We start from the raw sequence: 14,225 nt of genomic DNA, 5'->3' as shown, positions 1-14,225 counted from the left end.
ATCAGTACAAATGAAGTAATATTCATTTGTACTGATATGACCACTCTTTCCACATTTCTTCCACACTTATTTGTTAAATTTACTGATAGAAAAAATGTAGTTAAACCACTATCACGTTTGCATAATGTCGTGTGTTTATTTGAGTTTTCAAGCTGTTAAATTATATGAGGTGCATCGAACTAGGAATCTTGTTTCTTATGAACATGTTGTTTAGGTGTGGCCAGCACCTCTTAGCAGTTATAGCGCTATCCATCGTAATCACTTTGTCCGTTCATGCTTGTCCCGAGAGTAAAATTACGGTCGCCGGGGGCCACTTTCCTCCCTACTCATATATCGATCGCTACTCTAAAAAGTGTATCGGCTCGCTTGTTCAGGAGCTCGAACAGCTTATTGATACGCTAGGTTACCATGTTGATAGCTTTTGTGCGCCATCAGCACGCATATACCAAATGATTGATAATGGACAAGTTGATTTAACGATAAACACCAAATCAACAAAGCTCTTAAAGGATAATGTCACCTTTCTACCGTTAAAAATGACGGATTTTTCATTAAGTTTGTACCAGTCTATAGAGGCGGATGACGTTAAGGTTATTGCTGGAGTTCGAGGCTATAGTTATGGTGGAAAAAGACAAGAATTTATTGATGACGGCTTTGTTTTTATTGACTTTCCAGACACTGAGTCGTCGACACGTTTTTTTCTAACGGGTAGAGCCAAGTATTTGATGGCTTATGATGAGCCGTTTAATTTTTATGTAAATAGTCGAGAGATGATCCCAAAAATTGCTTATCGTAAGTCTCTACTGAGTAAAGAGGGGGCATATATTGCCGTGTCGACAAAATCTGACTTGCATGATGCACTCGTCACTCAGTTTTCGAGTTTAGCGGGAACTAAACCCAAAAACTGACACTTATTATCTCATCAAGCTCTACTTCGCATAGCCAGTTTTGGGCTGCGATCAACGTAGAATAATCCCCAATGTTTTTCTGGCTCGTCGCTATCTGCTGAGCCTTTCCACGGCTCATCAAAGGCTTCAAAGAAAAAAGTGGTAATCCTATTTTCTTTGCTCCATGTCAGCAGTTGTTGATAGTAAATTGCTTGTAGTTCTGGAGATGCGTTCCAGCACTCAATGCCACGACCATTAGAGCGTGTTGTCCATCCAGCCTCTGTAATTACGATTTGTTTATGAGGGTATTTATTGGCAACGCTTTGGTAGTTTTCTATTGTGTAAGCGAGTGCAGATTCTATGGTTTTGTATTCCCACGCCGGATAAGTATGGATAGAGATAAAATCTACCACCTCCACCAAAGGCTCTAGCTTTTCACACCAGGGTACGTAGTTTTCGCAAAACGTGACCGGTTGTTTTACATTGTCTTTTACTTTTTGAGCGTAATAGACCAGCTTTTCAACAGGAACTAGATGATCTGTCCAGTCAACGCTCGCCTCATTGCCAATAGAAACTGAGGCAATAATGTCTGGGTAGTTATTAGCATATTCAATTAATTTATTGATTTGCTCTTCATTAGCCTCTGCGTTTCGCGTTAATTCTTCTGCTGAATATTGAGCGCCCCAAGGACAGTTAGGGTTTATTTGCTCTGCGCCGATGTCAGCACCTAACATAAGTTTAAAGTTTAGGTTTTCATTGTTAATCACATCAATGACTAATTGAGCGTGTGGTCCACAGTCATATAATCTTAAATAGCACCAGTCGTCTTGTAGGATCAGTAAATCTTCTTTTATTTGCTGATAACTAGGATAAATGCCTTCTCTTGGGTTCTGACCTTCTCGATAGCCTGAGTAACAAATCGCAGAAGCGTAAGGTAATTGTTCGTTATTATTCATGTAAATTACTTTCTCGACTCTTTATGTATCTTGTTAGGGCGTTATGGCCCTAGTATTTATAGTTGCCGTGTGCGTCCCAAAGCCCCCAATGAGCGCCAACACCGCCTTCATCTTTAACTTTCCATTGCTCATCAAATGATGAGAAATAAAATACGTCGACGTTATCTTCTGCGGCCCATTGATAGGTGCCAATGAAGTACTTCATCGCGTTAGCAAATCCAGGCTTTGCTCCCCATTCATCTGGTCCTTGATCGGGCCAGCCGGTTTCAGTAATGATCACCTTCTTACCAGCAGCCACTTTGGTGGCGCGACGATACATGTCTTTCATGTATAAAATTGAATACTCGAGCATACAGCCCTCCCAAAATGGATAGCAGTTTGCGAGTATTACGTCACATTCATTTGTTATTAATGGGTGATCTTCAAATTCGTAATAGGCATCAACATAACCGACATCAATATTAGGTAAGGCTGCTTTTACGCGTTTTATGTAGTCGATCAGCTGAGCTTCGGTTAGCTCCTCTCTTAATAAAACTTCGTTACCAACAGCCGCAATATCAACTAAGCCATCATTGGCAAGCTCAATGAGCTTTTCGATTTCTTTTTCGTTGTTTTCTAAGTCGTCGTCTAGTCAAGCACCAACTAAAGTCTTCAACCCTTTTTCTTTGGCTACTTGTGGAATTAACTCGTTGCCTTTGGTGCATGAGAAACTTCTAATCCAGTTGGTGTTGTATTCGATAACGGATAATCGTTGGTCTATTTGTGCTTTACTAACGTTATCACCTGGTTTTTGGCCTTCGCCGTAAGGGCTAAATGAAATTCCATGGATCTTTTCTGCCAGTATGTCCTTCGCCATGGCACTTAACTTCGCGTCTGGTAAGTCAACCACATTCATGCCAGATAGTGACATGTATTTTTTCTTTGGATTTGACACTAGATTACTCCTTTAAAGCGAAGACAAATATTCTGCGCTAAGTTTTATTTTGATTAGTTCGATATGGCCACTTCGGGTGAAGATAGACTGCGCTAAGTCAACATCTAACTGAAGTGATTCAACGCTTATCTCGCCAGTTTTTGTTTTTACTGACATTGCATTACCCGCCGTACTTAACTCGTAAATAATCGGTACTTGACACCACGTAAAACCGAGTGATTTCTTGGCAAACTTAATGGTTTGCCAATTATTGTTAACATCTAAATAAGTGAAGTTGTTATTCTGGGTAAACTCACACAGGCGCAACAGTGAAGGGGAGAACGTCACTTTACCTTCATTAACTCTAACCCCAAGCTCACCAAACCTCGTTAAGACTTCTTCTTTTACTTGCCCAGTCATGCCTGGCTGTTTTGCACCGCTATGTTTTGGTGTGTGTGAGTATGGGTCGACAGGGAATGCACCATATTCTTCAGGTGTTTTGTTAAAACCAATGCCTTCACGCACGGCGTAATAATGGGTCGCTAATGCGTCGATTTGTTCTTGTGATTCGCCCACCTCGATTGCTTTGAAGTAGCACTCTTGCACCGCAAGTAATAGTTTTGAGACCATATGCCAATAAATACAGCCAAGGCCTTCGAAGCCAAACATGCCTCCAGAGCGACCGGTAAATGCTTTATGGTTAAACACTTGCTCATAAATGGTGTGCAGACTTGCTTTATTTTCATTGATTAAAGGCAAGATGGAGCTTGGTAGTTTGCTTAGTGCTTCATCAAGTTTATCTTTGTTGGTTAACGCACTATTAAATCGATAATCACCTTTAGCATCTTGTTCAATAACACTCGAATCACCGCTATCGATAAGTGTTTTTATCACATTGCTTGTTTTTGCGATGGCTTGATCGATGATATTTTTATTCAAGAATGATGGAAGCTCACGATCAGGGTAGAGCATAAAAGTTTTTTGATCTTCACGATAAACGTCGCTGTTAAATAAATTATCAAGTGCATTAGTTGCCTGTTGCGCTGATAAATAGCCAGAACTTAATGCTGCGACTTGTCCTTCTAGCATTGGGTAGAGGTTATCAATGGTGAGCTTGTCATCCGTTAAAGAAAGTAGGTTATAGGCGTGGAACATACCGTTTGGCATTTCATTTTCTTTAATCGTGTAATCAATCGATGTTTGTGCGTGATTTAGCATGGTTAAGATGTTTGAAAGTGCTACTTGGGTTTTGCCAGAAAAACCCGTTTTGTCATACACCGTTTGACGATACCAACTTGATAATTCACCAAGCTGGTTAGTTACCGCAAGTTGGGTCATTGAATCAACAGAGCCGGCATTAATACTGGTTGTTGCTCTCGATAGAATCTCACTCGTGCCAGCAAGCCAGGTAGCGACTTCTTCTGATAGGCTAATGTTGCCAGATTCATCTTTTAACAAGTTGAGTAAAAATGTTGTGTAACGTCTCATGTAGCATAACGTAACCACCGAAATACCTTGCCCAACAAGTGCGTTGTTCGCATCATTCCACTCTGGACGTTGGGTATTGAGCCAAATACCACCACCTAGAATGAGGTTACCCAGCTTGGTTAGTAAGGTAACACAGAGTTTTTCTACTAGATTGACGTGATATACGGTCCCATTTGCTGACAAAATTAACTTGCCATCAGCACCAAGTGACTCGACTCGATGTTCAATTTCATTGGCTAGTTCATTGTCATATATCACCGTACTTTTCGCATTTTGCTTGATCTCATCAAATGATTTGATGCGATACGGTACATTGGCATAACAGAATATTTCTTTACGCAGCAATTGGGTTAATTTGTCAGGATGAAATTGATGGCTGAGTTCAAGCAACTTTTGTAAATAGATGATTTGATGATCTCCCCAGTAACCTATGTAACTCCATGGGTCTTCTGGATCTTCAACTTCCCAATCAATGCCTTCTTTTGTGATGCGGTAGGGGTTATAGCCATCAATTGTTGAAGCATTAACGAATTTTGATACCACAGACTCAATAAATTCAGGATAACTAAACGTTAAGGCCTCCCAGTTCTGGAAAATGTCTCTCCAATTGCCTTGATATGACAATATTTTTTCGTTGTTGTCATCAAGCAATTTTATTTCGAATTGATTCCATGGGCGACTAGGATCGCCATGGCGACGACCAAAGGTGATTGGCAGGTATTCCATTGCTAAGCGTTCTAGCTGGCAGCAGTTTAACGAACGAACCTGTTGATGAAGCTCGGTCAATTCTATCTTTTCAGGTAAGCTGTTTAACCAGCTACTGTGTTTGTAATACACCCCAGAGTTAAAATGTTTAATGGTTTTTATAAAGTCTTTGGTTGATATGTGATATTGATCGTCAAAGATACCGCCTCGAAGCACATTGAATAACACATTTGCATAATGGTGTGCGCTGACAGTTTCTTCATCAGTTGTCTGAAAACCATCAGCTGCAGCCATTTTTCTGGCAAGATTATCGGTGCCTTTGGCAATTGAATCAGCAATTGACAAGCTGATTGTATTTTCATTTACCAGTTTATCTAATAGTGCGACAACCTCACTCTGGCTTTGTTCTATATTGGTTATGAATTGCCATGAACTGCTTTCATTTGTTGCTAAGGATAAATCAAACGAGACTAAATACGCACCTCTCAAGCCTTTAATGATAGATTCATTAGCGAGTTGTCCGCCATTTTTGAACGTGTTAATTTGTCCTGAGGACATTAATGTGATTTTTTCTTTGATACCTAAGCTAAAAACGGTATTTGCCTTTAAAGATTCGCATGGCTCTGCGCGATCGGTAATGCCCGAAAATAAGCTATACATGCCTAGTCCTGTGACGTGCTCTAATTCACTCCACTTGTAAGCATCTACGAGATTACTAGAATTGGTTTGTGTATGCCTTGGCGTGCCCGCAGGTAACAAGTTTTGAAAGCCATCAAGGACTTCAACATTAGCCTTTGAGCTGCCGATATTTATTAACTCACAACTTCTAATAAATCCATATTCTTCACTCGTTGCCCAAACGTAACGGTAAAGTAAACTTAAATCATGATTTATCTCTTCAAAGCAGACTTTGTTACCTAGGCTGTTTTTGTATAGGTTACGGCTAATTGAATACTTACCATTTTGCTCATTATTAAAGGGTTCCCAATATCGATAGTGGTCATCTTTTAACTGTCTGATAACTGTCTTACAGCCGGTGTGTAAGTGCGAATCGTGAATGCGGTCAACGGTCTCATAAGTAAACAATGCTGTATCGGGGGAAACTCTTCCCGCGGTTAACCCTGTGTTTGAAGAAAGAAACATCCAGTGGTCGCTTTCTGAAACCAAACTCATAAAGAATGGTGGCATTTGGTCGACGTTTTTTATGGCATAAAAACGTTCATCTCTTAAATCGATAAATTCGCCTGTTATTGCTGAATTTAGGTGTGCAGCAGTTTGCATTAATTACTCCAGGTATTCGTCTTATTTTTACAATCTAGTTCGCTTATGAGTTGGCATTGCGATACATGCGTACGTAATCAATTTCCATTTTTACGGGAAATATTGAGTCGTCTATTGGGCCTCCAGCTCGGCCCCACATGCCGCCAATCGCTAGATTGAGGATTAAGTGATAAGGATGGTCAAACGGCCACGCTTGCCAACCGGTATGTTCATTTTTGTATGAAAAGTATGGCGTACCATCCATTAATACAGTGATATGCTCTGGTGACCATTCGACACTGTAGGTGTGAAATTCTTTGTCGACATTGCGGGCGTTGATTGCGCCTTTCCTTTGTTCCCAATTAATCCAGTAATAGGCTTTATTGTGGACAGTGCCATGAACGTTGTGCATGTCAAAGCCGACATGTTCCATGATGTCGATTTCACCTGAATTAGGCCATGCATCGCACGTAGAACTTCCTTGCCAGTCTTCGTTAGGTTGACAGGTTGTTGAATATTTATAAGGGTTAGAAGGCAGCATCCAGATAGCAGACCAAGTACCCCGGCCTGCGGGGAGTTTGGCTCTAACATCAATTCTACCGTAGTGGAGATCTGCTTTTTTTAACGTATGAATTCGTCCTGAGGTGTACTCACCATTGAGGTATTGCTCCTTATGGGCTTCAATGATGAGTTTACCGTTTTCAACTCGGACATTTTTCTCTCGTGCGGTGTAAACTTGGTCTTCATCATTTACTTTGCGGGCAGGCCATTCATCATAGGACCATTTCGCTGGGTTTGGTTGGCCATGGTAGTCAAATTCATCCTGCCAAACTAATTGCCAATTATCATGGTCATTTTGGTGTTTTCTAACAATGATGCCTGATATAACTGGCTGGCCTTTAATTGGCGAAAGGTCAATGTTTAATACTTCATCACTGACATTGATAGCTTGAACTGTTTTATCTAGGGCGGAAAAAGCTTTGCCGTCTCGAAGGCCTCGAATGTCAATGTTGGTAAGTTCATACTTGCCATTGATTTTGACATCAAAAACTCGCTTTCCTACGTCTAGATCTGAAGGTTCGGCAAATAAAAATGTAATGTCATAAACGCCGTTAGGTAATGGCTTTTCAATACTTAATGGCCCTTCAACATAGCTTTTATAGAGTTTTGAATCTTGTGAGCCATAAATTTTTGCTGTGGTGTATGCTTTTAGGTTGTGGATACCTTTATCCCGTTTAAAGCTCACACCATTGGTAGCGAGATAATCATCACCACCAAAATTAATTGCCCAAACAATATTGTCATTGAATATATTGTGAAAATTATTCGACTCGGAATTAAAAAGTGTTGGTACTTCAGCATTAGATTCGGTGCTGTTGCCAACAGCAGAAGATGGTGATTGATTGTTCATACAGCCACTTAAACAAACGATAATGATTAAATTAACTAAACTCTTTCTTGTTATTTGCATCTTTGCTTACCCCCAGGCATAAGTTTTTGACGAACATACGCCTGCAAAATATTGCATATAGAAGGAGCATTAATTAGGCAAAAATAGAACGCAAACAAAATGGGCTAAGATGGACTAGCATCAAGGCTAAACGGTCAAGAAGCTCATCATTATGTGAATATAATAGTCTATATGGATCCTGTTTAATTGGGCTGGCCACACTTATGTAGCGACAAGTTTCTTACTGAAGTTTTACTTTCCAACAAACATCTAAAAATCCGCATTAACTTGTTATCAGGGACAGGTCGGCTTATTTGAGTCGAATAATTGTTTAAATGTCATACAGTGGAGTTTCTGATATTTAGCAAGGGTTTAAGGAATAGCTATGTCGCAAATTGAAGTATCCGCAAGAGATCACGAAGTAATAGGGAGCGAATCCACCAGAGGAACAGTATCATTGGGCCAAAAATCTGCCTACGGTACAGGTACACTCGTACTAAATTTGTTACCAGCTTCATTAGGGATATTTTCATTTTTCTTAATCACCGCTTTTGGTGTTGATCCATTGCTTGCCGGTATTTTAAGTGGTGCGCCAAGGTTATTTGACGCATTAACAGATCCAATCATGGGGTTCATAACTGACAATACAAAGTCAAGATGGGGGAGACGCCGACCATATATTGTTATTGGCGCGATTTTAAGTGGTACTTTCTTTGCCGCGATGTGGCAGCTAAACCCCGAATGGTCCCAAGATCATATCTTTTGGTATCTGATGTTGTTTTCTTTGGCATTTACTATTGGTAATACGATGTACGCAACACCCTTTGTAGGACTTGGCTATGAAATAACCTCTGACTACAATGAACGTACACGACTAATGGCATTCTCACAGTTTATGGGGCAGATCGCTTGGATGATTGTCCCGTGGTTTTGGGTACTTATTGCTGATCCTGATTTATTTTCTAGCCAAGCGGAGGGTGTTCAAACGCTCTCCTTATTTGTGGCCGGTGGTTGTATTATTTTAGGTTTAATGCCTGGCCTATTTTGTAAAGGGATTGATAGTGAGCAAATCGAAAATAGGGCAGAAATTTCTTTTGGTACCATTTGGGTTAACTTAGTTGGTGTCGCTCGCAGTATTACGCAAACGTTCAAAAATAAACAGTTTGTTCAGCTTTGTGCTGCAACGTTTTTAGTCTTTAACGGTTTTTATTTAGTAGCATCATTTAGCTACTTTATTATTGTCTTTCATATGTTTAACGGTGATTACGGACTCGCTGGTACTTGGCCTGCATGGTTTTCAACCATTAGCGCGGTGGTCACCGCATTTCTTGTTATCCCAATTGTTTCGTGGATGGCCAATCGTTGGGGAAAAAAGAACGCTTTCATCATAGCAACGTTAATTTCAATCGTTGGTTATGGGCTTAAGTGGTATGGCTTTAACCCAGAAAATCCCTGGTTAATCTTTATGCCAATTCCATTAATGTCGTTTGGTATCGGTGGTTTATTCACTTTAATGATGAGTATGACTGCTGACGTTTGTGACTTAGATGAGCTAAACAATGGGATGCCACGAAAAGAGGGGACGTTCGGTGCTATTTACTGGTTGATGGTCAAAATAGGGCAGGCACTCGCATTTGTCTTAGGTGGCGCTGTACTTAAATATGTTGGCTTTGATGCTGGTGCTGCCACTCAATCAGTAGAAACGATGACTAATCTTAGGATAGCCGACATTGTAATTCCTGCAGGCACAGCATTACTGGCGATTTTTGTGATGTGGAAATACGATCTTTCGGAAGAAAAAGCGCTTGAAATCAAAGAAGAGCTAGTCAAAAGAAGAGGGGATATCTAAGACGATCATTATGGTAGTGCGCTGTTAAAAGGTTTGCACTACCAGCTTAGTTAACGCTTATTGTGTTGAGTCATGTAGTCCATGCGCCTTAAATGTACGTATGACCATAAAAATGTGACCTTTAGACTGTCTTTGGTTATGATTCAATAAGATAAAAACGATAAGTGAAACCTATGTTAAAAATTCAAAAAGCTATAATTTTCGCCCTGTTAGGGATGAGTTCATTATCGGCGTGTTCAGATACTCTTAACGGTGCCGAGGTCAAAGTAAGTCAAGATAATCAAAAAATTACCAGTGAGGTTTTTGTTGAAGACGATGGTATTCCGTGGGGGATGGCATGGTTACCAAGCGGTGATTTATTAATTACCATGCGTGATGGTGAATTACGAATGGTAAAAGAAGGCAAGTTATTAGAGCAACACATTCAAGGTTTACCAGAAATTGCGGTTAAATCTCAAGGTGGCTTACTTGACGTTATACTTCATCCTGATTATGAGAAAAATGGCTGGATTTATCTGTCTTATAGTAAGCAAGATGCTAACGATAATATGAGCACCGCTATCATGCGTGCAAAGCTTGATGGAATGCGCCTAGTTGAACAACAAGATATTTATGTTGCAGAAGCCTATGGCGATCGAGGTGTTCATTTTGGTAGTCGATTAGCGTTTGATAACGAAGGATTCCTGTATTTTTCAATAGGAGACCGTGGTAAACGTGATATAAATCCTCAAGATATTACCAGAGACGCGGGAAAAATTTACCGCATTCATGATGACGGGCGAATTCCGAGCGACAACCCATTTGTAGGCCAAGAAAAGGCAAAAGCAGCAATATATTCGTATGGCCATCGTAACCCTCAAGGTATGGTAAAGCATCCAAAAACCGGTGCTATATGGACTCATGAACATGGCCCAAGAGGTGGCGACGAAGTCAACATAATCGGCAAAGGCAAGAATTATGGTTGGCCAGTCATTAGTTATGGTGTTAATTATTCGGGAACAAGCTTTACTGACCTGACAGCAAAAGAAGGGATGGAACAACCATTATGGTATTGGGATCCATCGATAGCGCCATCGGGCATGATCTTTGTTGAAGGTGACAAGTATCCCCAGTGGAAAGGACAATTACTGGTAGGATCGATGAAGTTTGGCTACTTGGTCATGTTAACGCTAGACGGCGAAAAGGTACTTAAAGAGGAAGTCGTCAAGGATGACTTGATACGTGTTCGTAGTATTAGTCAGGGACCAGACGGTTTAATTTACCTAGGTATTGACGGAAAAGGAATTTACCGACTCAAACCCTAGTTTAACTTCTAACCCGCTAAGCGCACATCAAGGTGCACTTAGCGGTAGGTTGAAGTGGTTCAATACTAACCTTTATATCTTCTATACCTTCTAAGCTAATGGCTGTGTTTATCAATATTGCTTAGCCATGGTTTAGCAATCAATAGCGCATCATCAAAGTTAAATTCATCTAAGGCATTGGCAACCTGATCAATCGTTTGCTTGTATTCTCGATGATAGGACGATTTTATTTTTTCAATCGTATCAAGTGCCTCTGTATCAAAGTTTTCCAATTGCTCAATCAGCTTAATTAGCATAGGTGCTAGTGGCTCATCGCTTGAATTATCTTGTGGTGAACTCGAGGTCGTACTGCTTAAGTCGGCTAATAGAATGGCATTGACGACAATATCAATCTTAGCTTGAACATTTGCGACCTCAGCAAGTATTTCGCCCTTGTCTTGTGATGTTTGACAAGCAACCTCAAGGGATTGCGCTGCCTCTTGAACGTCGATTGCTGCAATATTTGCGGCAACGCCTTTTAACGTGTGAGCGGTTCGAACCGGTGACTGCTTGTCTTCGTCTTTTAAGCTTTGTAAAAATTTCTGTGTAAACCGTGCTTCTTTCTGGGCAAATTTAATCAACAGCTTTTTATATAACTCAACATTTCCATCAAATGTTTGAATCCCTTGTGGTACATCTATTCCGTGAATAGCGGGCATTTCATGTTTATTGCTATTGCTTTGCGTCGACTCAATTGGTTGTGTTGGATTTTTTGGGGTGATCCATTTAGCCATGGTTTTAAACAGCTCATGCCTTTGAATCGGTTTTGCAATATGAGCATTCATACCTACAGACAATACTTTTTCTTTGTCACCTACCATAGCGTTAGCGGTCATCGCTAAGATTGGTAAGTTCGCAAACTGTGGTAATTCTCTAATGGCTTGTGTCGCTTTATAACCGTCCATCACGGGCATCTGGCAATCCATTAAAATGGCATCAACGTCTTCTTTTTCAAGTATACGTATGGCTTCTTGACCATTGATGGCACAAATTACTTCAATCTGATGTCGCTCCAAAATGTCGACCGCCAGTTCCATGTTTATTTCATTGTCTTCGGCAAGTAATACTCTCGCACCTCGAAGTTTATCAATCGCTTCAGAGGTCTCTTGCGCTTGACTTGTGTGATGATCTGACAATAACGTTTGGTTACTTTGCGTGTTTAAAATCGCATTAACCAGGGTGGTTTGCGTCACAGGTTTAGTAAGGAAACCTTTTATGTCAACATCTTGTGCTGCATCAATTGCTGCCTCACGGCCGTATGCTGTAACCATTATAATGGTTGGTGGATTCGCTAACGCCTTGTTATGTTGAATGATGCGAGTTGTTTCGATGCCATCAATACTCGGCATTTTCCAATCCATGAAGACTAAATCATAAGGTACACAGTCCTCATCAGCTTTAATTATGGCTTCAATCGCATCTTTACCAGATGATGCCTGCTCAACACGAAGACCAATATGATGGAGCATACCTCCTAAAATATCTCGAGCGTGTATATTATCGTCGACAATCAATACTCTTTTCGCCGAAAAGTCTTTGACTTTTGGTCGCTTAATGACTTTATCGCTAAGTGCAAACTTTGCGTTAAAACTGAATGTAGAGCCCTTGTTCATTTCACTTTGACAGGTAATTTTCCCACCCATCATTTCAGTTAGGCTTTTACTGATCGCTAAGCCTAATCCTGTACCGCCAAATTCTCTTGTGGTGGACGTATCAGCCTGAGTGAATGACTGAAAGAGTTTACTCAATTTATCTTGATTGATACCGATCCCCGTGTCGGTAACACTAAACACGATTTCTACGGAATCCGGCGTTTGATCTATTACCTCAGCTTTTACAACGACTTCACCTTGATCGGTAAACTTCACAGCGTTATTACCTAAATTGATAAGAACCTGTCCAAGGCGCAAAGGGTCACCAATCAGTGCTTGAGGTATGTCACTTGGTATATCAAAGAGGAGTTCGAGGTTCTTCTCTTCCGCTTTGAAACTTAAGAGACTACCCAAATTATCTAAAACATCTTCAAGTCGAAAATCGACGGTTTCCATATTAAGCTTGCCGGCTTCAATTTTAGAAAAATCTAAAATGTCATTGATGATACCGAGCAATGATTCGGCAGAACGGTGAACTTTATTGATATAATTATGCTGTTTTGTATTTAAATCAGTCTCTAGCGCTAATTCGGATAAGCCAATAATCGCATTCATTGGTGTTCTGATTTCGTGGCTCATATTTGCGAGAAAGTCAGATTTAGCTTGCGTTGCTTCTTCTGCAAGCTGTTTGGCTTCGATATTCCTGCGCTCTATCTCTTTTAGTTCAGTGACGTCGATTAGCCAGGCAAGGATGGCCGGTTTATCATTGTACTCAGTCTTGTAAAAGGTATTGAGCATATCGAGCACTTCGCCATTGGCTCCGTACATTTGAACTTCAAAATTATCGACAACTTCATGCTTTCCAATAGCCTGCATTAGGCTTTCGCGATCCGATAAGTTGACGTAAGCCTTACTTATTTTATCGCCCGCCTGCAGCCCCATCATTGCTTGCAATTGTTCATTACAGTAGACGAGTTCAGATTCAACCGTGACACCGACACAAACAGGACTTGCATTAAGTGTATCAAGTAGCTGTTTACGTTCGGCATTAAGTTCTTGTTCATGTTGACTGGTTGCTTGAATGAATGAGCGAAACATGCGCCAAACAAAGTAAAGGATGAATTTGAGAATTAATATTTCAATAATTACGGTGACGAGTAGCGTGATATAGGCTAATTCAGACTTCTGGTGAGCTTCGTCGAAAACAAGTCGACTTTGTTCGAGAAGTATTTTTGCGAAGTCAGAAATAGCCGATTGAAGACTTTCATAGGCGACTTTCTCTTGTTGTGTAACACTTAAGAATGCCGCTACACGAATACCATCTTTTTGGTAACTCTTAGTAGTTTCTAGTGTAATTAAGTATTGCTTCCATGAGTTAATTAGCTCATCGATATTATTTTGATACCTTTTGAAATAAGCAATATCTTGAACAATACCTCGTAGTTCCTCAAATCGAGATTCTACTTGGTCAATGGTAATATTGAGTTCTTGTTCAGTGGCGAGCGCGATCGCTTGATTGGGGGACAATACTAGTTGTTGCGATAATATTCTTATATCAGCAATTGGCTTTGTAATATCACGCGCTAGCGCATCTAATCTATTTGCCGTTTGATAAACTTCATCGATTGATGCATCAACTTTTTTTAAGTTAGAGAGGTTATAAAGCCCTTGAGCAATCATGACTGTTGATGCAAAAAGTAGCAAAATGATAATCCACCGAGATAATCGCCTTTCGCGAGCAACAGATTTTTGGGTGTCGTACGTCGTATTTTCGTTCATAAT

The 14,225-nt window shown here is 40.4% G+C and carries 9 protein-coding genes; 3 read left to right on the top strand and 6 right to left on the bottom strand.

The annotated features are described in order from the left end of the window. The first annotated feature begins 197 nt into the window (after positions 1-197). Entirely contained in the window at positions 198-908 is a 711-nt protein-coding gene (locus tag QQK05_RS09515; RefSeq protein ID WP_284297951.1) for a type 2 periplasmic-binding domain-containing protein, read from the top strand. A gap of 14 nt (positions 909-922) precedes the next feature. On the opposite strand, the gene QQK05_RS09510 is transcribed toward QQK05_RS09515, so the two are convergent. The 5 genes from QQK05_RS09510 to QQK05_RS09490 form a co-directional block, all read right to left on the bottom strand. Next, positions 923-1,843 (bottom strand): glycoside hydrolase family 17 protein, encoded by a 921-nt coding sequence (locus QQK05_RS09510; RefSeq protein WP_284297949.1) that lies wholly within the window; start codon positions 1,841-1,843, stop codon positions 923-925. A gap of 49 nt (positions 1,844-1,892) precedes the next feature. After that, the gene (locus QQK05_RS09505; protein ID WP_284297947.1) at positions 1,893-2,195 is read right to left on the bottom strand and encodes a glycosyl hydrolase family 17 protein; all 303 of its coding nucleotides are present in this window, start codon (positions 2,193-2,195) and stop codon (positions 1,893-1,895) included. 279 nt (positions 2,196-2,474) lie between these two features. Then, a complete protein-coding gene (locus QQK05_RS09500; protein WP_284297945.1) occupies positions 2,475-2,777 on the bottom strand; it encodes a hypothetical protein in 303 nt (100 codons plus the stop codon). 12 nt (positions 2,778-2,789) lie between these two features. Beyond that, a complete protein-coding gene (locus tag QQK05_RS09495) occupies positions 2,790-6,230 on the bottom strand; it encodes a hypothetical protein (RefSeq protein ID WP_284297942.1) in 3,441 nt (1,146 codons plus the stop codon). A 43-nt stretch (positions 6,231-6,273) separates the two neighbouring features. Next, on the bottom strand, positions 6,274-7,620 hold the full coding sequence (locus QQK05_RS09490; protein WP_284297940.1) for a family 16 glycosylhydrolase: 1,347 nt from the start codon (positions 7,618-7,620) through the stop codon (positions 6,274-6,276). Positions 7,621-8,044: 424 nt separating this feature from the next. Between QQK05_RS09490 and QQK05_RS09485 the strand changes: the two genes are divergently transcribed. Continuing rightward, the gene (locus QQK05_RS09485; RefSeq protein WP_284297938.1) at positions 8,045-9,508 is read left to right on the top strand and encodes an MFS transporter; all 1,464 of its coding nucleotides are present in this window, start codon (positions 8,045-8,047) and stop codon (positions 9,506-9,508) included. A 173-nt stretch (positions 9,509-9,681) separates the two neighbouring features. Next, entirely contained in the window at positions 9,682-10,812 is a 1,131-nt protein-coding gene (locus tag QQK05_RS09480) for a PQQ-dependent sugar dehydrogenase (protein ID WP_284297936.1), read from the top strand. 95 nt (positions 10,813-10,907) lie between these two features. On the opposite strand, the gene QQK05_RS09475 is transcribed toward QQK05_RS09480, so the two are convergent. Next, a complete protein-coding gene (locus QQK05_RS09475; protein WP_284297934.1) occupies positions 10,908-14,222 on the bottom strand; it encodes a response regulator in 3,315 nt (1,104 codons plus the stop codon). Positions 14,223-14,225: the final 3 nt, after the last annotated feature.

The organism is Thalassotalea loyana (assembly GCF_030161435.1).
Taxonomy (GTDB): Bacteria; Pseudomonadota; Gammaproteobacteria; order Enterobacterales; family Alteromonadaceae; genus Thalassotalea_G; species Thalassotalea_G loyana.
The sequence above is the reverse complement of the archived record's forward strand: the minus strand, read 5'-3'. Positions and strand labels throughout refer to the sequence as shown.